The sequence below is a fragment of the Pseudonocardia sp. EC080619-01 genome (assembly GCF_001420995.1).
In the GTDB taxonomy this organism is placed as follows: domain Bacteria; phylum Actinomycetota; class Actinomycetes; order Mycobacteriales; family Pseudonocardiaceae; genus Pseudonocardia.
This window is the reverse complement of record NZ_CP012184.1, coordinates 5377268-5402018: the sequence shown is the minus strand read 5'-3', so window position 1 is coordinate 5402018 and position 24751 is coordinate 5377268. Positions and strand designations below refer to the sequence as shown.

Genomic DNA, 24751 nt, shown 5'->3' with positions numbered 1-24751 from the left:
TCCTACCGGCGAGAGGTGGCCGCGGCGCCGCACGACGCAGCCCGGGATCGCCCGGCCCGCCGTGGTGTGACGAGATCGGGCGACTACGGGGAGCGGGACTTGAGTGTGCCGTAGCGGCACGGTGTCCGATGGACCCCGACACCGACACCCGGGGAGCACACCATGACCGTGACCGGACGCCCGACCGGGCAGCAGCCGGCACTGATCGACATCGAGACCTTCTTCGCCGACCCGGAGTTCGGCAGCCCGTCGCTCTCCCCCGACGGCACCCGGATCGCCTACCTCGCGCCCGCGCACGGACGCCGCAACGTCTGGGTCCGCGGCATCGACGAGACCCACGACGACGCCGTCTGCGTCACCCACGACACCCGCCGCGGGATCACCACCCACCTGTGGACCGACGACCCCCGCTGGCTGCTGTACCTCCAGGACACCGACGGGAACGAGGACTGGCACCTGCACCGCGTCGACCTCGACGCCCCCGACGAGCCGGCCGTCGACCTGACCCCGATGGATCCCGGGTCGCGGGTGTTCGCCGCCGACCCGGAGACCACGGTGCCCGGCACCGTCATCGCGTGGATGAACCCGCGCCCGCTCTACGTCGACGTGTTCCGGATCGACGTCGCGACCGGCGAGTGGACCCCGCTGGTGGAGCGGACCGATCCGGCCGAGACCTTCCTCGTCGACCGGACCGGCCGGGCGTCGTGGTTCGTGTCGCAGGACGCCGACGGCACCTACGAGCTCGCCGCCGCCGACCCGGAGACCGGCAGCAGGCACGTCGTCCACCGGGCCGGCGGGCCGGAGCACCCGATGGGCGTCTTCGCGGTCCCGACGCCGGACGGCAGCGCCGCCCTGGTGGGCGACTACCAGGACTCCGACGACCTCCGGCTGCTCCGGGTCGACCGCACGACCGGCGAGCAGACCGTGCTCGCCGCCGTCGAGGGGCACAGCCTCGACACCCTGAGCGCGGCGTCGGACGCCCTGCCGCCGACGGTGTTCGTCAGCCGTCGCACCGGCGAGGTCGTCGCCGCCCGGTTCACCGGGGACCGGCCCCGGATCGTGCCGGTCGACCCCCACTTCGCCGAGATCCAGGCCGCGCTGGAGACGCTGTCCGACGGCGTGCTCGGCTGGGTCCACTCCGACCTGGACGAGCAGCGCTGGCTGGTCACCTTCCTGCACGACCGGGAGCCGCAGACCACCTGGTTCTACGACCACACCACCGGCGACGCCCGGCGGCTCGACGGCGGCGCCCCGGCTCTCGACCCGGCCGGGCTGGCGCCGATGGCAGCGGTCCGGTTCCCGGCCCGCGACGGCCTCCCGCTCCACGCGTTCCTCACCCTGCCCGTCGGCGTCGCACCGGAGGGCCTGCCGCTGGTGCTCCTGGTCCACGGCGGACCGTGGATGCACGACACCTGGGGCTACAACCGGACCGTCCAGCTCCTGGCCAACCGCGGCTACGCCGTGCTCCAGGTCAACTTCCGCGGCTCCACCGGATACGGGCGCCGGCACCTCACCGCGGCGGTCGGCGAGTTCGCCGGCGCCATGCACGACGACCTGATCGACGCCGCCGACTGGGCCGTCGCGCAGGGGTACGCGGACCCCGCCCGGATCGCGATCGCCGGCGGCTCCTACGGCGGCTACGCCGCACTCGTCGGCGTCACCGTGACCCCGGACCGGTTCGCCGCCGCCGTCGACTACGTCGGCATCTCCGACCTGGCCAACTTCCTGGCCACGCTGCCCCCGTTCGTCCGCGCGAACATGACCAACAACTGGATCCGCTACGTCGGCGACCCCGACGACCCCGACCAGCTGGCGGACATGCGGCGCCGCTCCCCCATCACCATGGTCGACCGGATCCGCACCCCGCTGCTCGTCGCGCAGGGTGCGAACGACGTGCGCGTCGTCCAGGCCGAGTCCGACAACATCGTGGCCCCGCTGCGCGAGCGCGGCGTCCCGGTCGAGTACCTCGTGGCCGGCGACGAGGGCCACGGCTTCGAGAACCCGGAGAACCAGGTCATGCTGCACCGGGCGATCGAACGGCACCTCGCCGAGCACCTCGGGGGCCGCCGGGCCGCGGCCGGCTGACCCCCGCGACCCGCCGCAGGGCCGTGCCGATCGCGCTCCGCGGCGGACCGGGATATCATCGGGTCACGGGACACCTGGCGCATCCGGCCGGAGGCACGACGACGCGCTCCGGCAGGCACGAAAGCCACGGACGTGATCGCCCAGCAGGTCCCGGACACGTCTCGGGGCGCGCTCGGCATTCCCCGATGCTCGTGACCCGATCGCAGCACCCTGCGCGGTGGGGCCGGCTCGGCCGCCCTGCCGGCTCGGCGAAGGAGAAGTTGTTGGCTCGACGAGGCAGGCCCCAGACCAGGGCTCGCCAGGACACACCGAAGTCCCCGAAGTCCCGCAGGCGTGGGCGCGACCACGGCGGTGAGCGCAGCGACGTCATGACGGTGCTCGCCCGGTCCGTCCGCGAGGTCCAGGCCGCGCTGCGGAACAGCCGGGTGACGCCCGCGACCCGCACGAAGTTCCAGGCGGTGACCCTGCTGCTGCGTGACGGGCGCGCGCGGATCCTCGCCGACGGGCAGACCACCGAGGCGCGCCGGTCCGAGCAGCTCAAGCGGCTCGACGAGCTGGCGCGGACGCTGGCGTCGACCGCCCGTCCGCGACGCGGGGCTTCTGGCCCTGCTCAGCGAGGACGCCGTCGTCTCCGACGAGGCGCGGGCGCTCACCCGGGACGTGCTGCGCGAGGCCGGCGTCGAACCGGCCGACAGCACGGTCACCGAGGTCGTCCCGCCCCCGGAGCCCACGGTCACGGCGAGCAGGCCCGGGGTGGTGCCGCAGTCGGTCGTGTCGCGGCAGATGGCCAACCCCTTCCTCGCACCCGACCTGTCGGCCGCCCGGCCCAGCACGACCCGCCCCACCCCGCTCACCGGCTGGGAGCTGCTCGACCCGCTGCTGCGGTCGTTCGAGCGCGCCGGGACGGGTGCCTCGGCCTGCATGTCCCTCCCCGAGCCGGACGACCGGCCCGCGCGGAGCCGCGTGGACCTCATGCCCCACCAGGCCGGGCTGGTCGCGGCGGCCGCGGACGGGCACCGGACCTTCCTGCTCGCCGACGAGCCGGGGCTCGGCAAGACCGCCCAGGCGCTGCTGGCCGCGGAGGCCGCGGACGCCTACCCGTTGCTCGTCGTCGTGCCCAACGTCGTGAAGACGAACTGGGTGCGTGAGGCGGAGCGCTGGACGCCGCGGCACCCCGCCACCGTGATCTACGGCGACGGCGACTCGATCGACGGGTTCGCCGACGTCGTCGTCGTGAACTACGACGTGCTCGACCGGCACGTCGGGTGGCTCGGCGGCTTCGGGTTCCGCGGGATGGTCATCGACGAGGCGCACTTCATCAAGAACAAGACCTCCCAGCGTTCGCAGCACGTCCTGGAGCTGTCCGAGCGGATCCGGGCCTTCACCCCGCGCCCGCTGCTGATGGCCCTCACCGGCACCCCGCTGATCAACGACATCGAGGACTTCCTCGCCATCTGGCAGTTCCTGGGCTGGATCGACGGGAAGAAGCCGCTGCCCGACCTGATGAACGCCCTGACCGCGACCGGGCTGACGCCGGCCGACCCGCGCTTCTACGCCGCGGCCCGGCAGTGCGTCGTCGATCTCGGCATCGTCCGCAGGCGCAAGATCGACGTCGCCGCCGACATCCCGGCGCGGCGCATCGCCGACCTGCCCGTCGAGCTCGACGGCCCCGCCGGCCGGTCGATCCGCGCGGCCGAACGCGATCTCGCCCGGCGCATGGTCGAGCGCTACTCCGACGCCCTCGCGAACCGGCGGTCCGGCGCGGTCGTCGACGGCATCGACCACGACCTGGTGCGCCAGGTCGCGCGGTGGGAGCAGAAGGACGCGCTGTCCTCCCCGAGCGGTGACAACGTGTTCGGCACGATGCGCCGCATCGGCCGGGCCAAGGGCGGGCTCGCGGCCGACTACGCGGCCCAGCTCGCCCGCAGCGCCGGCAAGGTCGTCTTCTTCGCCAAGCACGTCGAGGTGATGGACACGGCCGAGGAGCTGTTCGCCCGGCAGGGGATGCGGTTCGCCTCGATCCGCGGTGACCAGACGGCCGCCGCGCGCCAGCGCAACATCGACGCGTTCACGAACGACCCGGACGTCGCCGTCGCGGTCTGCTCGCTCACCGCGGCCGGGGTGGGGATCAACCTGCAGGTCGCGTCGGACATCGTGCTCGCGGAGCTGTCCTGGACCGCCGCCGAGCAGACCCAGGCCATCGACCGCTGCCACCGCATCGGCCAGACCGCGCCGGTCACCGCCTGGCGGGTCATCGCCGCGCAGACGATCGACGCGCGGATCGCCGAGCTGATCGACGGCAAGGCCGGGCTGGCCGACCAGGCCCTCGACGGCATCGAGGACGACGGTGACTCGTCGGGTGACATCCAGCTCGAGGCGATGGTGTCGCTGCTGACGACGGCGTTGTCGGAGGCACCGGCGCACCACGGCACCTGACCGGGCGGTTCAGCCCGTCCGGTCGAGGCCCGCGTCGTGGACGAGCAGCGCCACCTGGACCCGGTTGTTCAGGTCGAGCTTGGTCAGGATGGCCGAGACGTGGGTCTTGACCGTGGCGATGCTGACGTGGTGTCGGGCGGCGATCTCGGCGTTCGACCGTCCGGCGCCGAGCTCGATCGCGACCGCGCGTTCCCGCTCGGCGAGCACCGCCAGTCTGCGGCGCGCCACGTCGCGGGCCGAGTCCTCCCCTCCGCCGGCCACGCGGTCGATGAGCCGCCGGGTGACCTCGGGCGAGAGCACCGGGCGCCCCGCCGCCGCGTGCCGGATGGCGAGGACGAGCTCGTCGGGCGGGGTGTCCTTGAGCAGGAACCCGGCCGCTCCGGCCCGCAGCGCCCGCAGGACGTGCGCGTCGGCGTCGAACGTCGTGAGCACGACGACCTGCGGGGACCGGGGACGCCGGCGCAGCGTCTCGGTCGCGGTCAGCCCGTCGGTGCCGGGCATCCGGATGTCCATGAGCACCACGTCCGGTGCGTGCCGCTCGGCGAGCTCGATCGCCTCGGCGCCGTCACCGGCCTCGGCGACCACCCGGATGTCGGGGGCACCACGCAGCATCATCGTCAGTCCGAATCGGACGACCGGGTCGTCGTCCACGACCAGCACGTCGACGGTCGGGGCGGGCTCGGTGCTCACGCCGGCCACGGTAGCCGCATCCCGACCCGCCACCCACCCGACGCCGTCGGGCCGTAGTCCAGCCCTCCGCCGACGAGCGTCGCCCGCTCGGCCAGCCCGCGCAGACCCTCCCCCGACCCGGCCGGGGCGGCGGGGACGTCCGGTGGCGCCGGCGGTGTCCGGTTCTCGACCTCCGCGGACAGGTGGTCGCTGGGCTCGCCCTCGATCCGGACGACGACGGGGGCGCCGGGAGCGTGCTTGCGGGCGTTCGTCAGGCTCTCCTGCACGAACCGGTAGAGGGTCCGCCCCACCGTCTCGGGGACCTCCCGCCCGCCGGTCGTCACCGCGTGGGCGTCGCGCAGCTCGACCGGGGTCCCGGCCCGGTCCGTCTCGTCGATCAGCTCGGTGATGTCGGCGACGCCGGGCAGCGGGAGCTCTCCCACCGGTGCCCGGAGCACACCGATGACCTCGCGGAGGTCCTGCAGGGCGCGGTGGGCGTTCTCCCGGATCACCTCAGCGGCCCGTGCGGTCTCCTCCGCCGACGCCGTCCGGTGGAAGGCCAGCGCACCCGCGTGGACGCTGAGCAGCGACAACCGGTGGCCGAGGACGTCGTGCATCTCGCGGGCGAGCGTCTCCCGGGCCTCGTGCTGGGAGCGTTCGGCGCGCAGGCGCGCCTCGACCTCGGCGACCGAGGCCCGTTCCCGCAGGGACGCGACGAGCTCGCGGCGGCTGCGCACGAGCATGCCCCACGCGACGACGGCGGCGTGCCCGGTGACCAGCAGCACGACCATGACCCAGGCCGGGATCCCGGGCTCGGGCCGGAACCCGAAGAACACCCCGAACGCCGCCAGGCTCGCCACAGTGAGCGTCAGCGTGACCCGCGTCGAGCAGTGGACCGCCACGGTGAACAGCGCGACGAGTGCCGCCGTGCTCGCCGACTCGGAGAACGTGCAGACCGCGACGAGGGTCGCCGCGAGTGCGACCGGGTACCGGCGCCGCCACCACAGCCCGAGGCAGCAGAGCAGTCCGACGACGAGATCGAGGTGGACGAACCACTCCGGCAGCGGGCCGGGCATCCCGAGGCGCCGGTCGGCGGTCTGGAGCGTGACCACGACGGCGATCACGAACAGCGTGGCGTCGGTCCCGCGGGAGCGCCACGCCGCCCGCTCCTCGCCTGATACCCAGCCCATGGCGCCGAGCCTAGGGCCGCGGCCGGGGCCGCTCCTCCCCCTCGTGGCCCGTCCTCTCCGACTTCGGTCGGAGGATCGGCGCCCGTCGGCCGATCCGGGCGGCCGGGCGGCCTTCCTAGCGTCCGTCCCATGTCCACACGGACCCGACAGACCGGTGCGACGGCCGCGCCTCCACCGGCAACCACCACCGTCCGGCCCGGCTGGGGCGAGATCGTCGCCGGCCTGGTCCTCATGGGGATCGCGGTGTACCGGATCCCACCGATCCTCGGCGACCACGCCGCGGCGCTGGGGCCCTGGTACGGCATCGCGCTGCTCGCCCTGCCCGCCGTCGCCGCCCTCGGCGGGTTCACCACCTCGGCCCGGGCGCGCGTCCGGTCCTGGAGCGCCGTCGGTGTCCGCCGGGCCTCCGCGCGGGCCGTGCTCGCCGGCGCCGGCGCCGGGGTCGCCGCGCTGGCGCTGACCGTGGCGGTCACCGCGGTGCTCGGCGCCGCCGGGGTCCCGCTCGGCGGGGCCCGGCCGGACACGACGGTCGTGGGCCTGCTGGTCCTCGGCCTCGTCACACCCGTGGCGCAGGAGCTGCTGCTGCGCGGGGTCGTGACCTCGGCGCTGCTGCGGCACGGTGCGGTCGTCGGGGTGCTGGGCAGCGCGGTCGTGTCGGCCGCCGCCGCGGTGCTCGTCCTCGCGCTGCTGCCCACCGCGTCCATCGGTGTGGTGTCCGCGGCCGTCGTCGGACTCGTCGCCGCGGAGCTCCTGCGGCGCACCGGGTCCGTCTGGCCGGGGGTCGCCGCGCACGTCGTCTGCACGACGCTCGCCCTGACCCTGGTGATGCTGTCGTGAGCGGCGCCGCCGGTCAGCGGTCCGGTGACGGCCCCGGCAGCCGGGCCAGCGCGCCGTAGCCGTTGGCGTCCCCGTCCTCGCGCGGGTCACCGGACCCGCCGGGTTCGGGGCGCCAGCGGGGAAGCAGCACCACGCCCGGATCGAGCACCGTGTACCCGGCGAGCATGCCGGTGACCTGCTCCCGGGTGCGCATGGTGACGGGTGTGGGCGTGGTGTCGAACACCTCGTTGACGACGGTCTGCTGCTCGGCGGAGAAGCTCGTCGCCGCGAGATGGGAGACGGCCAGGTAGCTGCCCGGGGCGCAGGCCTCCCGGTACGCGGCGACCATCCCGGCGGGATCGTCGGCGTCGGGCAGGGCGTGCAGGATCGCGATGGCCAGCACGGCGACCGGACGCCCGAAGTCCAGCAGGTCCGCGACCCCGGGCGCCGCGAGCACCTGCTGCGGATCACGGACGTCGGCGTGGGTCATCGTCGCGCGGGGATTGCCGGCCAGCAGCCGGCGAGCGGCCGTGACCGCGACCGGCTCGATGTCCACGTAGGCCACCCGCGCCCACGGGTTCGCCGCCTGGGCGATCTCGTGGACGTTCCCGACCGTCGGCACCCCCGATCCCAGATCGAGGAACTGGTCGATCCCGGCCGCGACCAGGCCGCGGACGACCCGGCCCAGGAACGCGCGGTTGGCCAGGGCGAACGTGCGGGCGTGCGGCGCCGCCCGCAGGGCCCGGTCCGCGGCCTCGCGGTCGATGGCGAAGTTGTGGGACCCACCGAGGTAGTAGTCGTACATCCGGGCCAGGTTCGGCACGTCCAGGTTCGGGACCGGCGCATCACCGTCGCTGCCCACTGTGTCCACGACGTGGACGGTACCGACCCCCGGGTGCCCGGGCAGCACGACTAGTGCAGGGTCTGCAGCGCGTCCTTGGTGAACGGGACGAGCTCGGACTCCCGGCCCTCCAGCACCTTCTGCGCCCACTCCGGGTCGGCCAGCAGGGCGCGCCCCACCGCCACGAGGTCGAACTCGTCGTCCTCCAGGCGGTCCAGCAGGCGCTCGACGCTCTCCACCCCGGCCCGGGCGGTGCCGCCGGCGAACATCTCCGGCGCGAAGACCTGGTCCAGGCCGACGGAACCGACCGTGATGGTCGGCCTGCCGGTGACCTTGCGGGCCCATCCGGCCACGTTCAGGTCCGAACCGGACTCCGGGAACTCCGGCTCCCAGTAGCGCCGCCCCGACGCGTGGAACGCGGTCACACCGGCGTCGGCGAGCGGCGTGAGCACGGTGGCCAGCTCGTCGGGGGTCCGCGCGAGCTTCGCGGCGTAGTCACCCGCCTTCCACTGGGAGAACCGGAAGACGATCGGGAAGTCCGGCGAGACGGCCCCGCGGACCGCCGCGACGATCTCGGCGGCGAACCGCGCCCGCTCGGCCGGGCCGCCGGCGTAGGAGTCGGTGCGCCGGTTGGTGCGCTCCCACAGGAACTCGTCGATCAGGTAGCCGTGGGCGCCGTGCAGCTCGACGCCGTCGAAGCCGACCCGCTCCGCCTGCCGTGCGGCCTCGGCGAACGCGCCGATGATCCGCTCGAGGCCTGCCGCCGTCAGCGCCTCACCGGCGCCCTCGGTCCCGTCCAGCCCGATGCCGGACGGGCCGACGGTCGGGGCCTCCGGGAACGGCTCGCTGCCGGGGGCGCGGGTGATGCCGACGTGCCAGAGCTGCGGCATGATCCGGCCGCCGGCCTCGTGCACGCCCGAGACGACCTCGCCCCAGCCGGCCAGCGCCGCCTCGCCGTGGAAGAACGGCACGGTCGGCACGTCGCCCGCGGACGGGTCGTCCACGTAGGTGCCCTCGGTGATGATCAGTCCGGTGCCCGCCGCGGCGCGGCGCCGGTAGTAGGCCGCGACGTCGTCACCGGGGACGCCGCCGGGCGAGAAGGCCCGGGTCATCGGGGCCATGACGATCCGGTTCGGCAGCTCGGCGGAGCCGAGGGTGAGCGGCCGGGCGAGGATCTGTGCTGCGCGCGTGGACATGTCGGTTCACTGCTCCTGGATGACGGGGCCGTCCACGGGCACGTCGGCGGGTCCGGACGGGAACGGATCGAAGTGTTCTGATCAAAGATACATATGAGCGCCCGAAGTGCAACCGTGACCATTACAGTTTCTCACGTGGCCGGTCCGGCCGGTACGCTGTGGCCACGACCGTGGAGGGGAGGCCCGCCGTGCTGGACATCCGGTTCTCCAGTGCCCTGCAGGCGATGCTGTACCTCGCGATCGCCGCCGAGCGCGACGAGCCCACGACGAGCTCCGCACAGCTGGCGGAGGCGCTCGGCACCAACCCGAGCCTCGTCCGCAAGCTGCTGGTGCCGCTCGGCGCGGGCGGGCTGATCGTGTCGACCAAGGGGCGCACCGGCGGCACCCGGCTGAGCCGGCCGGCGGAGCGGATCACCCTCGCCGAGATCTACCGCTGCGCCGTGGGCGAGAAGCCGCTGTGGGCATGCCGGCCGGAGAGCGAGCACGTCTGCCTGGACACCGGGAACGCGGCCCGGTACTTCGCCGAGCTGACCGCCGAGACGGAGCGGGCGGTGCTGGAGTCGCTCGAGCACCGCACCCTCGCCGGCGCCGTCGCCGAGATGCGGCGGCTCGACCGGGAGCCCGCGACGACCTGAGCGCGCCTCAGCCCGCGCCGGCCGCCATCCCCCGCCACAGCAGGTCGGTGAGCTCCGCGGCGTGACGCTGCCACTCGCCGTCCGGATCGAGGTAGAGCAGGCCCCCGAGGCCGCGCAGCACCGTCTCGGGGTCCAGGTCGGCACGCACGGCCCCGGCCCGGACGTTCGCCCGGACCAGCGTCGACGCCGCCTCCACCATCGCGGCGTACGCGTCGGCGGCCACGCCCTCGCCGGACGGGCCCGCGGCCTGCAGCGCACCGGCAAGGCCACGCTTGGTCATCATGTAGCGGGCCAGGTGGTCGGTCGCCCAGGTGCGGAACGCCTGCTCCGGGCTGAGCGACTCGAGCAGGCCGGGGACCACCTCGACGAGGTGCCGGACCTCGCGCCGGTACACCGCGAGGACCAGCGCGTCCCGCGTGGGGAAGTGCCGGTAGACGGTGCCGACACCGACGCCCGCCTTCTTCGCGATGGCGTTGAACGAGGTCTCGCCGCAGGTGATCGACTCGGCGGCGACGGCGAGGATCCGGTCGTGGTTGCGACGCGTGTCCGCACGGCGGTGACTGACCGATCCGCTCGTCATCGCTCCTCGCCCGGTCGTTCCTCGTCCTGGTCGGGTCACCGTAGTCCAGAACCGCGGACGTGCGGGGACACGCACGCTTTGCCGAGCGGATAACTATCCGCTAGCGTGGGACACGGCGCCACTCACCCACCCGACCACCACCGGGCCCCTGCGACGGCCGCGACCGGCCGGGGCCCGCGGGAAAGAGAGACAGTGGACATCTCCCTCGACATCAATGGTATGAGCGAACGACTGGACGTCGAGCCGGGCGTGACCCTGCTCGACGCGTTGCGCGAGCGGCTCGACGTGACCGGCCCGAAGAAGGGCTGCGACCGGGGCCAGTGCGGTGCCTGCACCGTGCACGTCGGCGGCAGGCCGGTGCTCTCCTGCCTCACCCTGGCCGCGACGGTCCGGGAACCGGTGACCACCGTGGAGGGCCTCGCCGCCGGGGACGAGCTGCACCCGGTGCAGCAGGCCTTCGCCGACCAGGACGCCCTCCAGTGCGGCTTCTGCACCTCGGGGCAGGTCATGTCGGCCGTCGCCGCGGTCGAGCAGGACGTCGCCGACGTCCGGGAGTTCATGTCCGGCAACCTCTGCCGGTGCGCGGCCTACCCGAACATCGTCGCGGCGGTCGAGCAGGCGAGGCGGGCCGATGCGACCGTTTGAGCTGACCGCACCCGGCACCGTCGACGACGCCCTCGACTCCCCCGGCGCGTTCCTCGCCGGCGGGACGACGCTCGTCGACCTGATGAAGCTGGACGTCCTCACCCCGGAGCGGGTCGTGGACATCAACGCGCTGCCGCTGCGCGGCATCGACACCACCGACGGTCTCCGGATCGGCGCACTGGAGCGGATGAGCGACGTCGCGGCGCACCCCGGGACTCCCCCGGTGATCGCACGGGCCCTGCTGCTGAGCGCCTCCCAGCAGCTCCGCAACATGGCCTCGATCGGCGGCAACCTGATGCAGCGCACCCGCTGCGGGTACTTCCGCGACGTCGCCGTGCCCTGCAACCGCCGCGATCCCGGCAGCGGCTGCCCGGCGATCGGCGGGGCGAACCGGATGCACGCGGTCCTGGGCACCAGCGACGCGTGCGTGGCGACCCACGCGAGCGACCTCGCGGTCGCCCTCGTCGCCCTCGACGCCCGGCTCCGGCTGGCCGGGCCCGACGGTGACCGCACCGTCGCGCTGACCGACTTCTACCGCACGCCCGGGGACACCCCTTCGGTCGAGAACGACCTGCGCACCGGCGAACTGATCGGCGAGGTGCTCGTCCCCCGGCACGACCACCTCACCCGGTCCACCTACGTGAAGGTGCGCGACCGGCAGTCCTACGAGTTCGCACTCTGCTCCGCGGCGGTCGCCCTCGACGTCCGCGACGGCCGGGTCGACGACGTACGGGTCGCGGTCGGTGGCGTCGCCACCGTCCCCTGGCGGCTGCCCGCGGTGGAGGACGCGCTGCGCGGCGCCCCCGCGACGCAGGCGTCCTTCGAGGAGGCGGCCGCGGTGGCGTCGGACGGCGCCCGCCCGCTGTCCGGGAACGCGTTCAAACTCCCCCTGGTGCGCCGGACCGTGGTCCGCGCACTGCTCGAGGCGATGCAGGAGGACCCCGCATGAGCGCCAGGCTCGAGGCACCGCTGAAGGTCACCGGCCGGGCGCGGTACGGGGCGGACCACACGCCGCCCGGCACCGTGTACGGGTACGTCGTCCTCAGCACGGTCCCGCACGGCGAGATCACGGCCATGGACGTCACCGCGGCCCGGGGAGCACCCGGCGTCGTCGCCGTCTACACGCCGTTCGAGCCGCTGACCCTGCGCACGCCCGAGACGATGCTGGGCCGGACCTGGGTCCCCCTGCAGGACACGGAGGTCACGTACTACGGCCAGCCGGTCGGGTTCGTGGTCGCCGAGACGTTCGAGCAGGCACGGGACGCGGCGGCGACCGTCGACGTCACCTACCGGCCCCGGCCGGCGTCGACCTCGATGCAGGACGGCCTCGCGACCGCCGAGGACGCACCGCCCGCCATGGACGGGTCGCCGCCGTCGCTCGCCGTCCTCGCGTCCGGCGTCGGGTCCATCGAGGACGCGATCGCCGCGAGCCCGGTCGTAGTCGACGCCACCTACACCACCGCGACGCAGAACCACGCCGCGATGGAGCCGCACTCCGCCGTCGCGGTGTGGGAGGACGGCAGGCTGACCCTCCACAGCGGGAACCAGGGTTCGGACCTGCAGGCGGCGTCGGTCGCCGACGCGCTGGGCCTCGACCACGCGGCGGTGCACGCGGTGAACCCGTACGTCGGAGGTGCCTTCGGCGGGAAGGGACACACGTCGGTGCCCGCCTTCCTCGCCGCGGCCGCCGCCCGCGACCTGGGCAGGCCGGTCAAGGCCGCGCTCACCCGCGAGCAGGTGTTCACCGCCACCGCGACCCGGCCGGCGACGGTGCAGCGGCTGACGGTCGGCGCCGGGAAGGACGGCTCGCTGGTCGCCCTGCGCCACGACTCGTGGTCCAGCACCCCGATGGACCGCTCGTTCGTCGAGCCGACCTCGCACGGCACCTCGCGCGAGTGGTACGCCACGCCGAACCTGGCCATCAGCCAGAAGATGGTGCCGCTCAACGTCCCGCCGACGACGTTCATGCGCGCACCGGGCGAGGCGCCCGGCTCCTTCGCGCTGGAGAGCGCGATCGACGAGCTGGCGGTCGCGCTGGGCATGGACCCGATCGAGCTCCGTCTGCGGAACAGCTCGCTCGCACCTCCCGGCAAGGACCTCCAGTGGTCGAGCAAGTACCTCGACGAGTGCTTCGCGCTGGGTGCCGCCCGGTTCGGCTGGTCGGAGAGCCGGCGGCGGGACCGGACCGACGGCGACTGGCAGGTCGGGGTCGGCACCGCGACCGCGATGTTCCCGGCGCTGCGGTTCCCGGCGTCGGTCCGGGTGACTCTGCACGACGACGACACCGCCGAGGTCGCCACCAGCGGCGCGGACCCGGGTACCGGCCTGCTGACCGTGATGTCCCTGGTCGGCGCCGAGAACCTCGACGTCGACGCCTCCCGGGTGACACCCCGGCTGGGCGACTCGGAGCTGCCGGCGGGCGGGATGTCCGGTGGCTCGACGGGGACGGCCAGCGTCGGCTCGGCGATCATGGTCGCCGCACCGCAGGTCCTCGACCGGCTGCTCGGGCTGGCCGCCGGACCGGGAGGGCCGTTCGAGGGCGCCGAGGTCACCTACGCCGAGGGCCGGGTGCTCACCCGCGACGGCGCGAGCATGACGTTCGGCGAGGTGCTGCGCGCGACCGGCCACGCGTCGGTCGCCGCCGTCGGCTCGTCCGCCCCGGGCGAGGAGCTGACCAAGCACTCGTTCAGCTCGTTCGGCGCCCAGTTCTGCGAGGTCCGGGTGCACCGGTGGACCCGCGAGATCCGCGTCTCGCGGATGCTCGGCGTCTTCGACGCCGGCCGGATCGTCAACGACCGGGCGGCCCGCAGCCAGATCCTCGGCGGCATGATCTGGGGCGTGTCGGCCGCGCTCCACGAGGGACTGGAGATCGAGGGCGACGGCCGGCTCGCCAACGGCGACCTCGCGGGCTACCTGATCCCGGTGAACGCCGACATCCCGGAGATCGACGTCGAGTTCGTGCAGCACCCCGACACCTTCCACAACCCCGTCGGGGCCCGCGGGCTCGGCGAGATCGGGGTGGTCGGCATGGCCGCGGCGGTGGCCAACGCGGTCCACGACGCGACCGGCGTCCGGGTCCGGAACATCCCGATCATGCTCGAGGACCTCCTCGGGGAGGACGGTTGACCGTCCACCGGTCCCCGGCCACCCGCCCGCCGACACGGCGCCGGGTGGCCGGGTCCGGCCGGACCGGGTGATCACGAAAGGCCCGGTGCGCCCCGCTCACCCCAGCGCGGCCGAGATCGTCCGGGTGGTGTCCAGCAGGCGGTCGAGGTGCTCACGGAGCGCCCCGAGATCGGCGACCATCCGGATCGAGGTGATCGACAGCGCGCCGACGACGGTCCCGGTGGAGTCGGCGATCGGCGCGGCCAGGCAGTTCACGAACTCCTCGTGCTCGCCGTCGTCCACCCCCCAGCCGCGCTCGGCGATCCGGTCGAGCTCCCGGTCGAGCTCGTCGGGACCCAGGGTGGCGGGGGTGTGCCGCGTCCAGTCCGCGTCGGCCAGCAGCTCCGCCCGCCGGGCTGCCGGGAGCTGGGCGAGCACGACCTTGCCGACCCCCGTGCAGTTGAGCCGCACCGGGAGCCCGATCCGCGAGTACATCCGGATGCCCGAGGCGTCCTCGACCTTGTCGATGTAGAGCACCTGCCCCTCGATGAGCTGCGCCAGGTGCAGGGTGTGTCCGGTCTGCTCGTGCAGCCGCCGGACGGCGTCGTGCGCGATCCGGCGCAGGTCCAGCTTCTCCAGGGCCTGCTGGGCGATCGCGATGATGCGCGGCCCGATCGCGAAGGTGCCGTCCGAGTAGCGGATCAGGAAGCTCGCGCGCTCGAGCGTCTGGAGCTGGCGGAAGATCGTCGACGGGTGGACCTGGAAGTGCTCGGCCACCTGTGCGGTGCTGCGGGGTCCTTCGGCGATCAGCTCGATGATCTGGGTGGCCCGGTGGACGGTCGACGACATCGGGGCCCTTCTCGGTCTGCGGAGCGGCTTGACGGGAGCGGCTAGGCTCCGGCTGCATCATTCTCAACAGCGATTGCAATTATTGCAACCACCCGGAGGAGTGTCGTGGCCGGCCCACCCAACATCGTCTTCGTCATCACCGACCAGCAGCGGTTCGACACGGTGGGCGCGCTCGGCCACGAGCACGCGCGGACCCCCACCCTGGACCGGCTGGTCGCCGAGGGCACGGCCTTCACACGCACCTACGTGACGGCGCCGTCGTGCGCCCCGTCGCGGGCGAGCCTGTTCATGGGCATGTACCCGCACTCCACCGGGGTGCTGCGCAACGAGGACCCCTGGCACCACAGCTGGGTCGAGCAGCTGGCGGACGCCGGGTACCGGTGCGTGAACGTCGGCAAGATGCACACCTACCCCTACGAGACGTCCGCCGGGTTCCACGAGCGGCACGTCGTCGAGAACAAGGACCGCTTCCCGCTCACCAACCCGCACTACCTCGACCAGTGGGACAAGGCGTTCTGGACCCGCGGGGTGACCAAGCCGGGCCGCGGCGTCTACCGCGAGCGGCCCGACTACCGGGAGCGGATGGGCGCCTTCGTCTGGGAGGCCCCCGACGACCTGCACTCCGACACGTTCGTCGGCGGGCTCGCCGAGATGTGGCTGGACCGCTGGACCGGCGACGGACCGTTCTTCCTGCAGGTGGGGTTCCCGGGACCGCACCCGCCGTACGACCCGACCGCGGAGGCACTGGAGCGCTACGACGGCGTGCCCATGCCGCCCGCCGTCCGCACCGCGGACGACCTCGCCGCGCAGCCGGCCGCGCTGCAGGAGCTGCGCCGGCACAACGAGGAGACCGACCACGACTCGGTCGTCCACCTGGCCGACCCGGACGACGAGCAGATCGACCGCCAGCGCCGGCACTACATGGCCAACGTGTCCATGATCGACGACCAGGTCGCGGGCATCGTGGAGGCGCTGCGCCGGCGCGGGGTGCTCGACGACACGGTCATCGTGTTCGCCTCGGACCACGGCGACTGCCTGAACGACCACGGGCACATCCAGAAGTGGACGATGTACGAGCCCAGCGTCCGGGTGCCGCTGATCGTCTGGGGCCCGGGACGGGTCGCCGCCGACCGGCGGATCGACGGACTGACCTCGCTGATGGACGTCGGCCCGACGGTGCTGGAGCTGGCGGGCGTCGAGCCTCCGGAGTGGATGGAGGCCCGGTCGCTGCTGCCGGCGCTGCACGGCGAGGAGTGGCCGGGCCGCGAGCACGCGTTCTCCGAGCACGCCCGGGACAAGGTGCTCACCGGGACCGCACTGATGACGATGGTCCGCGACGACCGGTACAAGCTGGTCGAGCTCGTCGACGACGACCGCGGGCAGCTCTTCGACCTCGAGCGCGACCCGCAGGAGGAGCACGACCTCTGGTACGACCCCGCGTACGACGAGGTCCGCCGCGAGCTGCTCGGGGTGATCTCGCGGTGGCGCGCACAGAGCGCGCTCACCACGGCCCCGTGGAAGGCCGCCTTCCGCTGACGACGTGGACACCCCGGCGGGTCCCGGCCGCACCCGGGCCCCGCCGGGGGCGGTCACCACTCGGCGAGCGAGCCGTCCGGGTAGCGCCAGGTCGGGCTGCGCCAGGCGTGCCCGCGCCGGTCCGCGTCCCGGACGGCGGCCTCGTCGATCTCCACCCCGAGCCCGGGCCCGGTGAGCCGCTCGATCCAGCCCGAGCCGAACTCCAGGACCGACGGGTCGGTCACGTAGTCGAGCACCTCGCCGTCGTCGTTGTAGTGGATGCCGATGCTCTGCTCCTGGATCAGGTGGTTCGGCGCGGCGAAGCCCACCTGCAGGCTGGCGGCCAGCGCGATCGGCCCGAGCGGGCAGTGCGGGGCGATGTGCGCACCGTGGGCCTCGGCGAGCGCGGCGATCCGGCGCACCTCCGAGATGCCGCCGGCGTGCGAGAGGTCCGGCTGCAGTACCGCGACCCCCGCGTCGAGCACGGGGAGGAAGTCCTGCCGGGAGTACAACCGCTCGCCGGTGGCGATCGGCACCGAGCTGGACTCGACGATCCGCGGCAGCAGGTGCCCGTTCTCCGGGACGACCGGCTCCTCGACGAACAGCGGCCGCAGCGGCTCCAGTGCGGCGAGCAGCCGTCGCGCGTCGGCCGCACCGACCCGGCCGTGGAAGTCGACGGCGACGTCGCGGTCCGGCCCGAGGACCTCGCGGGCCGCGGCGACCCGCTCGGTCACACCGTCCAGCTCCCGGTGCGTCGCGAGCGGCCCGATCCGGCCGCTCGCGTTCATCTTCACCGCCGTCAGGCCGGACTCCACACGGGCCGCGACGGCGTCGGCCACCTCGGTGGGCTCGTCACCGCCGATCCAGCCGTAGATCCGGATCCGGTCACGGACGTGCCCGCCGAGCAGCGTGTGCACCGGCACCCCGAACCGCTTGCCCGCGATGTCCCACAGCGCCTGGTCGACCCCCGCCACGGCACTGGCGAACACCGGACCGCCCCGGTAGAAGGTGCCGCGGGTCATCGTCTGCTACAGGTCCTCGATGCGTGACGGGTCGGCCCCGTGCAGCAGCTCTGCCAGCTGGCCGACCGCGGCACGGACGGTCTCCGCGCTCCCCTCGACGACCGGCTCGCCCCAGCCGACGAGGCCGTCGTCGGTCTCGATGCGCAGGAACAGCCAGCGCGGCGGGACCAGGAACGTCTCGACACGAGCGATCTTCACCAGGACTCCTTCGTCGCCTGTGGATGCGGGTTGACACGCCGCCGGGCCTGGTTAGGGTAAGTCGCACTCCGGATATTGCACAAACGATTGCATTATTTGCAATCACTCGATGCACACCGGCGTGTCCCGGCACGGAACCCAAGGAGGGGTAGTGGTGCGTCGACACGGGGTGGCCCTCGTCGCGATGGCGGTGGCGTCGTTCCTGCTCGCCGGGTGCGGCTCCGCACCCGCAGGTGGGCCCGGTGCCCCACCGGAGGCGGGCGGGACGCTGACGTTCGCCAACTGGCAGTGGAACGAACCCGGCCGCGGCGAGAAGATCCTCGAGGCCGTCGAGGCCTACAACAAGGCCAATCCCGCCGCCCGGATCGAACCGGTCGCGATCACGCGCGCCGACTACGAGAAGACGATCAGCACCCAGATCGGCTCCGGCGGCGGGCCGGACCTCCTGGCCAGCCCGGCGCCGTTCTTCCACACGATGGCCGACGCCGACGTGCTGGTCCCGCTCGACGACGTCCTCGATCCCGGGCAGGAGGCCACGCTCCGGCCGAACAACGCCGAGCTGCGCGTCGACGGGTCCCGGCTCGGCCTCGTCTGGGGTGTCGCCCCGTACGCGCTGTTCTGGAACCAGCGCCTCCTCGACGAGGCCGGTGTCACCGCGCCGCCGCGCACGTTCGACGAGCTGCTCGCCGCGGCGACCCGGGTGCACGAGCGCACCGGGAAGATCGGCTTCGCCACCCGGCACCAGCTCAACGAGGAGGACGCCTGGTGGGACGACTTCGCCAGCTGGGTCTACGGGTACGGCGGCGGCTGGTCCACCGACGGCCGCCTCACGATCGACAGCCCGCAGAACGTCGCCGCCGTGGAGGCGTTCGCCCGGATCTACTCCTCCGGGGCCTTCGCCGTCGGCGACGACGCCTCCACGTTCCGGAGCAAGTTCGGCGCCGGTGAGGTCGCGTTCGTGCTGGACAACGCGACCGTGGTGAGCAGCGCGCTGGCCAACAGCTCCGCGCTGACCCCGGCCGACGTCGGCTCCGCGGTCCTCCCCTTCCCCAGCGGATCGTCCGGCGCCCAGTCCAACGTGATCGCGATCAACGCGAACTCACCGAACCAGGCGCTGGCCAAGGACTTCCTGCACTGGATGTACACCGAGGGCCCGCAGCGCGGCCTCGCCGACGCCCAGTTCCCGGCCGGCAACGGCACGACCGTCGCGCCGCCCGCCGCGAAGGTCGCCGCGAACCGGTGGGTGGACTCGTTCTACACCCAGCTCGAGGACTCGCAGAGCCTCGTCGTCCCCGGGTTCGAGACCGAGACCCCGCAGATCCGCAACATCGTCCTGACCCGTGTCCAGCAGGTGCTCACCTCCGACGTGAGCGCCGCCGAGGCCCTGGCCGAGGCCCAGCAGGACGCCGAGCAGCTGCGGTGAGCCCCACCCAGCCCGACACGTCTGGAGCAACGATGCCCGGTCCCGCAGCTCCGCCGGGCGCGGCCACCGCGTCCCGCCCGGCCCCACCGGCGACGGCCGCACCGGCGCGGCGCCGGCCGCGCCGCGTCCTCGCGCCGTACGCCTACGCCGGCCTCGGCGCGGTCTTCCTGCTGGTCTTCGCCGGGATCCCGCTGCTGTGGGGCATCGGCCTGAGCGTCACCGACACCCGGCTGCTGCGCCCGAACGGCGGCTCGTTCGTCGGCCTGGAGAACTACGCGCAGCTGTTCTCCGGCAGCGCGCTGCTCCGCTCGGTGCTCACCACCCTCGTCTACTCCGCCGCCACCGTGGCCGGTGCGCTGGTGCTCGGCACCGTCTCGGCGGTCGTGCTGAACCGGGCGTTCCCCGGCCGGCTGCTCGCCCGCGCCGTGATCGTGATGCCGTGGGCCGTCCCGACGGTCGCCGTCGCGCTCGTCTTCCGGTGGATCTACAACGACTCGGCCGGTGTCGCCAACACCGGCCTGCGGGCGCTCGGGATCGGCGAGGCCGGCTGGCTGACCGACCCGGACTTCGGGATGGTCTCGGTCCTCCTCGCCACGGTCTGGAAGGTCACGCCCTTCGTGATGCTCGTGGTGCTGGCCGCGCTGCAGTCGGTCCCGGAGGAGCTGTACGAGGCCACCCGGGTGGACGGCGCCGACGCGCTGGCCACGTTCCGCCTCGTCGTGCTGCCGTTCCTGGCCCCCACCCTGAAGATCGCCGGGCTGCTGATGACGATCTGGTCGTTCCGGCGGTTCGAGATCATCTGGCTGCTGACCGGCGGCGGGCCGGTGGACGCCACGAACACCGTCGTCGTCTCGCTGTACCGGGAGGCGTTCAACAACAGCCGGCTCGGCCTCGGCGCCGCGATCGGCGTCGTCGGCCTGAGCCTGTCGGTCGTCGTCACCGCCGTCTACTCCGCGATCGAGCGGCGCAACGCGCGGCAGGAGGCGGGCTCGTGATCGGCCGTCGCAACCTCGGGGCCGGGGTGCGGACGCTGCTGGCCGTGGCGCTGGCCGTGCTCGCCGGCTTCCCGCTGTACTGGATCGTCAACACCGCGATGACCCCGACCGACCAGCTCTACGGCGGCGGGCAGACCCTCCTCCCGGACTTCACCCGCTCGCTCGAGGTGTTCTCGGTCCTCACCTCCGACACCCCGTTCCTGCGGTGGATGGGCAACTCGGCCGTCGTCGCGTTCGGCACCACGCTGTTCAGCCTGCTGATGGCCACGCTCACCGCGTACGCCCTGTCCCGCTACCGGTTCACCGGCAAGGGGCTGCTGGGCTTCGGGTTCTTCGCGACCCAGATGCTGCCCGAGGCGCTGCTGGTGGTGCCGCTGTACTCGATGTTCGCCGCGCTCGGGCTGCTCAACGAGCTGTTCGGGCTCGTGCTGGCGAACACGGCGTTCGCGATGCCGGTGGCGACCTTCCTGCTCAAGGCCGCGATGGACGGCGTGCCCTACGAGATCGAGGAGTCCGCCCGGGTCGACGGCGCGGGTTCGCTGGGGATCCTGCAGATCATGCTCGTCCCGCTGGTCGCGCCGTCGATGGCGGCCGCCGCGGTGATCGTGTTCTTCGACGGGTGGAACGAGTACCTGTTCGCCACGACGTTCATGTCCGAGCGGGACAGCTGGACCGCCTCCACCGGGCTCGCGTCCTTCATCGGGGAGTACCTCACCCCGCTCGACACCGTGTTCAGCGCGGCGCTGGTGTTCACCCTGCCCGCGATCGTGTTCTTCCTGCTCATGCAGCGCAGGATCGTCTCCGGCCTCACGGCCGGGTCGGTGAAGGGATAAGCCGATGCCGTCCATCGTGTTCGACCAGGTCTCGAAGAGCTTCGGGGACACCCCGGTGATCGCGGACTTCCACGCCGAGGTGCCGGACCGGGACTTCCTCGTCCTGCTCGGCCCGTCCGGCTGCGGGAAGTCGACGATGCTCCGGATGATCGCCGGGATCACCGAGCTGAGCTCCGGCGAGATCCGGTTCGACGACCGGGTGGTCAACGACCTGACCCCGCGCCAGCGCAACATCGCCTTCGTCTTCCAGAGCTACGCGCTCTACCCGCACATGACGGTGCGCGCCAACATCGGGTTCCCGCTCGTCATGGACCGGGCCCGCTGGTGGCACCACGTCCCCGTGCTCGGTGGGCTGGCCCGGCGCGCGATCCTGCGCAGCCCCGAGGTCAGCGCCCGCATCGAGGAGGTCGCGGCGACCCTGGAGCTGACCGGCTACCTCGACCGCAGGCCCAAGGCGCTGTCCGGCGGGCAGCGGCAACGGGTCGCGCTGGCCCGCTCGCTGGTCCGCGAGCCGGACGTGTACCTGCTCGACGAGCCGCTGAGCAACCTGGACGCGAAGCTCCGCACCCAGATGCGGGCCGAGATCTCCGCCCTGCACGCGCGGGTCGGGAAGACCTTCGTCTACGTCACGCACGACCAGGTCGAGGCGATGACCATGGGCACGCGGATCGTCGTGCTGAACGACGGCGTCGTCCAGCAGTACGGCGAGCCCCGCGAGATCTACGAGCGCCCCGCCAACGAGTTCGTGGCCCGGTTCATCGGGTCGCCGCCGATGAACCTGGTCGACGCCGAGGTGGACGACGGCCGGCTCCGGGTGGGCGGTGTCGCCGTCCCCGGCACCACCGGGGCGGCCGCCGCGCTCACCGCGCAGGACCGCACGACGATCCGGATGGGCGTGCGGGCCGAGCGGATCCGGGTGGACCCCGCCGAGGGGCCCACCGGTGACGGGCTCGCGGCGCGGGTCACCACGGTCGAGCACCTGGGGGCGGAGACGATCGTCGGGTTCCGGCTGGACGGGGACACCGCGCCCGAGGAGCCGCTGCTGGCCCGGATGCCCGGCGACGTCCGGCTGGACCCGGGCGCGCCGTGCCACGTCCACCTCGACACCACCGGGGCCGGCTGGTTCGCCCCGGAGACGGGAGTGCGGGTTGAGCTCTGAGCACGCCGCACCGGTCCCGTCCACGCTGTGCGTGGGCGAGACGATGATCCAGCTGGCCACGTCCAGCGGCCGGCCGTTGACGAGCGCCCCCGACCTGGACGTGCGGGTCGCCGGCGCCGAGGCCAACGTCGCCGTCGGCATGGCCCACCTCGGCGCCGACGTCGAGTGGTTCGGCCGGATCGGTGCGGACCCGTTCGGGACGCGGGTGCTCGACCTGCTCCGGGAGCGCGGCGTGCAGGTGGACCGGGCGCCGGCGGACCCGGCGCTGCCCACCGGGCTCTACGTCAAGGACGTCGCCGTACCCGGCAGCCCGGTCTACTACTACCGGCGCGGGTCGGCCGCCTCGGCGCTGTCCACCGACGACCTGCCCGCACTGCGGCTGCCCGACCGCAGGCTGTGCCATCTCAGCGGCATCACCCCGGCCCTGTCCGCGTCCTGCGACGCGCTCCTCGAGCGGATCGTGCGGGGGCGGACGGGCGCAGGCCCGCTGGTCAGCTTCGACGTCAACCACCGTCCGGGGCTCTGGTCCGCGGCCTCGGCCGCGCCCCGGCTGCTGGAGCTGGCCCGCGCGTCCGACGTCGTGATCGTCGGCCGGGACGAGGCGGAGCGGCTGTGGGACACCCCCGACGCCGCAGCGGTCCGCGCGCTGCTGCCGGGCGTCCCCGAGGTCGTCGTGAAGGACGACGACCGGGGCGCGACCGTGTTCACCGGGACCGCGGAGGTCTTCGTCCCGGCCCTGCAGGTCGACGTGATCGAGCCGGTCGGGGCCGGGGACGCGTTCGCGGCCGGGTACCTCGCCGGGCTCCTGGCCGGGTACGACGCCGCCCGCCGGGCCCGGCTCGGCCACCTCATGGCGGCGCTCGCGTTGCGGCACATCGGCGACCTGCCCCCGCTGCCGGAGGCGGACCGCATCCGCCGGCTCGCCGAGGGCACCACCGACGACTGGGCGGCCCGCCGCGGCACCGGGCTGCACGAGCTGGAGGCGCTGCTGTGAACCCTGCCGAGGAGCTGTTCGCCGGCCACCGGGTGATGGCGATCCTGCGGAACCTGCCGCTCACCGAGACCCTGCGCCTGGCCCGCACCGCCTGGGACCTCGGCATCGAGCTGGTCGAGGTCCCGATCGGGTCGGCGGACGCCGTCCCCGTGCTGGAGGCGGTGCTGGCGGAGGGGCGTGAGCGGGGCCTGCCGGTGGGGGCGGGCACCGTCACCCGCCCCGAGCAGGTCGACGTGTGCGAGCAGCTCGGTGTGCCGTTCTGCGTCGCCCCGGGCCTGGACGCCCGGATCGTGACGGGCTGTGCCGAGCGGGGCATCGCGCACCTGCCCGGGGTCGCCACCGCCTCGGAGATCCAGGCCGCGGTGGCGCTCGGCTGCACGTGGGTGAAGGCGTTCCCGGCCGACGCGCTGGGCCTGCGCTGGTTCACGGGGATGGCCCGCGGGCCGTTCCCCGAGGTCTCGTTCGTCGCCACCGGCGGGATGGACGCCCGGTGCGCGCCGGACTACCTCGCGGCCGGGGCGTCGATGGTCGCCGTCGGGTCGGCGCTGGACGACCCGGACCAGCTGGGCCGGCTCGCGGCCGTCGTCGGGGGCACGGGGTGACGGACGGGCGCCGCCGGCCGGGGCCCGGTCAGCCCTCCCCCGGAGCGGCCGCGGCGCGGGCGGCCTTCTTCTCCCGGTCCTCCTTGTAGCCGCGGTAGCCCGCGCGCACCGACACCACGGCCACCAGTCCCAGGGTGATCCACAGGGCGTAGTCGTCGATCATCAGGACCACGTCGACCGCGTGCTGTCCGACCCCGTAGCCCAGCCCCGCCACGAGGCCGGTGATCATCGCGGCGCCGATCGCGTCGAAGACCAGGAACCGGACCAGCCCCATACCGCTCAGCCCGGCGACCGCGAACACGGCGGGTGCCGGGATCCCCGGCAGCGCCGCTGCCATCACGACCAGCGGCATCGCCCACGCGGGCCAGGACCGGACCCGCGCCACGAACCGCTTCGCGACGTCGCCCGGCGCCCACAGCTCGATGATCTTCTCGCCCCACCGGCGGCCGGCCAGCCAGAACAGCCAGTCGAACTTGATCATCCCGAACACGCCGGCGGCGACCACCAGCCAGAGTGCGCCCTCACCGATCCGGGCGAACGCGGCACCGGCACCGATCGCCGACAGGCTGCCGGTGACCGCGCTGAGGGCGATCGGGTGCGACGCCAGGAGGAACGGCCGCACCGGCATCGACGCCATCATCAGCAGCACGACACCGAAGGTCGCGAACACCAGGAACTTGTCGCCCCGCGACATCGGGTGGTCCCACGGCACGGCGTCCCGCCATGCCTGCTTCGCCTCGGCCAGCTCCTCCGGCGAGTAGTCCTTGCTGCGCCACCGGAAACGCTTCCGCGGTGCCGGCGGAGCCGGGGCGGCGACACCCGCCGCGGGGACCACCGGGATCGGCTCCGTCGTGCTCCGCGCGGCGTCCCGCTCGCTGCGCCGCGGCCAGCTCGTCCCCGGTGCCCGGCCGTCCGCGTGCTCGTCCATCCTGGTCATCGCTCCTGCTCCCGTCGCTCGTCGTC

The 24751-nt window shown here is 73.6% G+C and carries 21 protein-coding genes and 1 pseudogene; 14 read left to right on the top strand and 8 right to left on the bottom strand.

Annotation, left to right across the window (positions count from 1 at the left end; genetic code table 11):
• The first annotated feature begins 162 nt into the window (after positions 1 to 162).
• Positions 163 to 2085, top strand: a complete 1923-nt coding sequence (locus tag AD017_RS25305; protein WP_174521770.1) for a S9 family peptidase — start codon at positions 163 to 165, stop codon at positions 2083 to 2085.
• Between the two features lie 474 nt (positions 2086 to 2559).
• Complete coding sequence (locus AD017_RS25300) at positions 2560 to 4521, top strand: DEAD/DEAH box helicase (RefSeq protein ID WP_227012582.1); 1962 nt, start codon at positions 2560 to 2562, stop codon at positions 4519 to 4521.
• Between the two features lie 9 nt (positions 4522 to 4530).
• Here the strand turns inward: AD017_RS25300 and AD017_RS25295 are convergent, their stop codons facing one another.
• Together AD017_RS25295 and AD017_RS25290 are read right to left on the bottom strand one after the other, a co-directional pair.
• Entirely contained in the window at positions 4531 to 5220 is a 690-nt protein-coding gene (locus AD017_RS25295) for a response regulator transcription factor (protein ID WP_060575774.1), read from the bottom strand.
• Complete coding sequence (locus AD017_RS25290) at positions 5208 to 6380, bottom strand: sensor histidine kinase (protein ID WP_060575773.1); 1173 nt, start codon at positions 6378 to 6380, stop codon at positions 5208 to 5210. The genes AD017_RS25295 and AD017_RS25290 overlap by 13 nt, the downstream gene beginning before the upstream one ends.
• Before the next feature lie 129 nt (positions 6381 to 6509).
• Between AD017_RS25290 and AD017_RS25285 the strand changes: the two genes are divergently transcribed.
• Complete coding sequence (locus AD017_RS25285) at positions 6510 to 7217, top strand: type II CAAX prenyl endopeptidase Rce1 family protein (protein ID WP_060575772.1); 708 nt, start codon at positions 6510 to 6512, stop codon at positions 7215 to 7217.
• Positions 7218 to 7230: 13 nt separating this feature from the next.
• Here the strand turns inward: AD017_RS25285 and AD017_RS25280 are convergent, their stop codons facing one another.
• Together AD017_RS25280 and AD017_RS25275 are read right to left on the bottom strand one after the other, a co-directional pair.
• Positions 7231 to 8067 (bottom strand): SAM-dependent methyltransferase, encoded by an 837-nt coding sequence (locus AD017_RS25280; RefSeq protein WP_227012581.1) that lies wholly within the window; start codon positions 8065 to 8067, stop codon positions 7231 to 7233.
• A gap of 41 nt (positions 8068 to 8108) precedes the next feature.
• Positions 8109 to 9233: an NADH:flavin oxidoreductase gene (locus AD017_RS25275; RefSeq protein WP_010233243.1), complete on the bottom strand. Its 1125-nt coding sequence runs from the start codon at positions 9231 to 9233 to the stop codon at positions 8109 to 8111.
• 188 nt (positions 9234 to 9421) lie between these two features.
• On the opposite strand from AD017_RS25275, the gene AD017_RS25270 reads away from it, so the two are divergent.
• Positions 9422 to 9868 carry an Rrf2 family transcriptional regulator gene (locus AD017_RS25270; protein ID WP_033199940.1) on the top strand — a complete coding sequence of 149 codons (447 nt, stop codon included), beginning with the start codon at positions 9422 to 9424 and terminating at the stop codon, positions 9866 to 9868.
• A gap of 7 nt (positions 9869 to 9875) precedes the next feature.
• On the opposite strand, the gene AD017_RS25265 is transcribed toward AD017_RS25270, so the two are convergent.
• Positions 9876 to 10448, bottom strand: a complete 573-nt coding sequence (locus tag AD017_RS25265; RefSeq protein WP_060575771.1) for a TetR/AcrR family transcriptional regulator — start codon at positions 10446 to 10448, stop codon at positions 9876 to 9878.
• Positions 10449 to 10640: 192 nt separating this feature from the next.
• On the opposite strand from AD017_RS25265, the gene AD017_RS25260 reads away from it, so the two are divergent.
• From AD017_RS25260 to AD017_RS25250, 3 genes are read left to right on the top strand one after another with little or no spacing between them, the layout of a single operon-like run.
• Positions 10641 to 11093 carry a (2Fe-2S)-binding protein gene (locus AD017_RS25260; RefSeq protein WP_060575770.1) on the top strand — a complete coding sequence of 151 codons (453 nt, stop codon included), beginning with the start codon at positions 10641 to 10643 and terminating at the stop codon, positions 11091 to 11093.
• Positions 11080 to 12042, top strand: a complete 963-nt coding sequence (locus AD017_RS25255; RefSeq protein WP_010233255.1) for a xanthine dehydrogenase family protein subunit M — start codon at positions 11080 to 11082, stop codon at positions 12040 to 12042. Before AD017_RS25260 ends, AD017_RS25255 begins: the two co-directional genes overlap by 14 nt.
• Complete coding sequence (locus tag AD017_RS25250) at positions 12039 to 14219, top strand: xanthine dehydrogenase family protein molybdopterin-binding subunit (protein WP_010233257.1); 2181 nt, start codon at positions 12039 to 12041, stop codon at positions 14217 to 14219. Before AD017_RS25255 ends, AD017_RS25250 begins: the two co-directional genes overlap by 4 nt.
• Before the next feature lie 96 nt (positions 14220 to 14315).
• Here the strand turns inward: AD017_RS25250 and AD017_RS25245 are convergent, their stop codons facing one another.
• Positions 14316 to 15047: an IclR family transcriptional regulator gene (locus AD017_RS25245; protein WP_010233260.1), complete on the bottom strand. Its 732-nt coding sequence runs from the start codon at positions 15045 to 15047 to the stop codon at positions 14316 to 14318.
• A 105-nt stretch (positions 15048 to 15152) separates the two neighbouring features.
• On the opposite strand from AD017_RS25245, the gene AD017_RS25240 reads away from it, so the two are divergent.
• Complete coding sequence (locus tag AD017_RS25240) at positions 15153 to 16583, top strand: sulfatase (RefSeq protein ID WP_060575769.1); 1431 nt, start codon at positions 15153 to 15155, stop codon at positions 16581 to 16583.
• A gap of 53 nt (positions 16584 to 16636) precedes the next feature.
• Here the strand turns inward: AD017_RS25240 and dgoD are convergent.
• A pseudogene (gene dgoD, locus AD017_RS25235) lies at positions 16637 to 17782 on the bottom strand (galactonate dehydratase).
• A gap of 151 nt (positions 17783 to 17933) precedes the next feature.
• Here dgoD and AD017_RS25230 point away from each other — a divergent pair.
• The 6 genes from AD017_RS25230 to AD017_RS25205 are packed head-to-tail and all read left to right on the top strand — an operon-like array spanning position 17934 to position 23788.
• Positions 17934 to 19205 carry an ABC transporter substrate-binding protein gene (locus tag AD017_RS25230; protein WP_168170469.1) on the top strand — a complete coding sequence of 424 codons (1272 nt, stop codon included), beginning with the start codon at positions 17934 to 17936 and terminating at the stop codon, positions 19203 to 19205.
• A 32-nt stretch (positions 19206 to 19237) separates the two neighbouring features.
• Positions 19238 to 20200 carry a carbohydrate ABC transporter permease gene (locus AD017_RS25225; RefSeq protein ID WP_060575767.1) on the top strand — a complete coding sequence of 321 codons (963 nt, stop codon included), beginning with the start codon at positions 19238 to 19240 and terminating at the stop codon, positions 20198 to 20200.
• Positions 20197 to 21033 (top strand): carbohydrate ABC transporter permease, encoded by an 837-nt coding sequence (locus AD017_RS25220; RefSeq protein ID WP_060575766.1) that lies wholly within the window; start codon positions 20197 to 20199, stop codon positions 21031 to 21033. Before AD017_RS25225 ends, AD017_RS25220 begins: the two co-directional genes overlap by 4 nt.
• 4 nt (positions 21034 to 21037) lie before the next feature.
• On the top strand, positions 21038 to 22192 hold the full coding sequence (locus AD017_RS25215; protein WP_060575765.1) for an ABC transporter ATP-binding protein: 1155 nt from the start codon (positions 21038 to 21040) through the stop codon (positions 22190 to 22192).
• Entirely contained in the window at positions 22182 to 23186 is a 1005-nt protein-coding gene (locus tag AD017_RS25210; protein WP_227012580.1) for a sugar kinase, read from the top strand. Before AD017_RS25215 ends, AD017_RS25210 begins: the two co-directional genes overlap by 11 nt.
• Positions 23183 to 23788, top strand: coding sequence for a bifunctional 4-hydroxy-2-oxoglutarate aldolase/2-dehydro-3-deoxy-phosphogluconate aldolase (locus AD017_RS25205; RefSeq protein ID WP_202968920.1), 606 nt, complete (start codon positions 23183 to 23185; stop codon positions 23786 to 23788). The genes AD017_RS25210 and AD017_RS25205 overlap by 4 nt, the downstream gene beginning before the upstream one ends.
• Positions 23789 to 23816: 28 nt before the next feature.
• On the opposite strand, the gene AD017_RS25200 is transcribed toward AD017_RS25205, so the two are convergent.
• Entirely contained in the window at positions 23817 to 24725 is a 909-nt protein-coding gene (locus tag AD017_RS25200; protein WP_060575764.1) for a DedA family protein, read from the bottom strand.
• Between the last annotated feature and the right edge of the window lie 26 nt (positions 24726 to 24751).

Excerpts from the sequence above, each read along its gene's own strand:
- AD017_RS25305 (WP_174521770.1), top strand. The coding sequence starts at position 163 with ATGACCGTGACCGGACGCCCGACCGGGCAGCAGCCGGCACTGATCGAC.
- AD017_RS25290 (WP_060575773.1), bottom strand. The coding sequence starts at position 6,380 with ATGGGCTGGGTATCAGGCGAGGAGCGGGCGGCGTGGCGCTCCCGCGGG.
- AD017_RS25285 (WP_060575772.1), top strand. The coding sequence starts at position 6,510 with ATGTCCACACGGACCCGACAGACCGGTGCGACGGCCGCGCCTCCACCG.
- AD017_RS25275 (WP_010233243.1), bottom strand. The coding sequence starts at position 9,233 with ATGTCCACGCGCGCAGCACAGATCCTCGCCCGGCCGCTCACCCTCGGC.
- AD017_RS25265 (WP_060575771.1), bottom strand. The coding sequence starts at position 10,448 with ATGACGAGCGGATCGGTCAGTCACCGCCGTGCGGACACGCGTCGCAAC.
- AD017_RS25255 (WP_010233255.1), top strand. The coding sequence starts at position 11,080 with ATGCGACCGTTTGAGCTGACCGCACCCGGCACCGTCGACGACGCCCTC.
- AD017_RS25250 (WP_010233257.1), top strand. The coding sequence starts at position 12,039 with ATGAGCGCCAGGCTCGAGGCACCGCTGAAGGTCACCGGCCGGGCGCGG.
- AD017_RS25245 (WP_010233260.1), bottom strand. The coding sequence starts at position 15,047 with ATGTCGTCGACCGTCCACCGGGCCACCCAGATCATCGAGCTGATCGCC.
- AD017_RS25225 (WP_060575767.1), top strand. The coding sequence starts at position 19,238 with ATGCCCGGTCCCGCAGCTCCGCCGGGCGCGGCCACCGCGTCCCGCCCG.
- AD017_RS25215 (WP_060575765.1), top strand. The coding sequence starts at position 21,038 with ATGCCGTCCATCGTGTTCGACCAGGTCTCGAAGAGCTTCGGGGACACC.
- AD017_RS25200 (WP_060575764.1), bottom strand. The coding sequence starts at position 24,725 with ATGACCAGGATGGACGAGCACGCGGACGGCCGGGCACCGGGGACGAGC.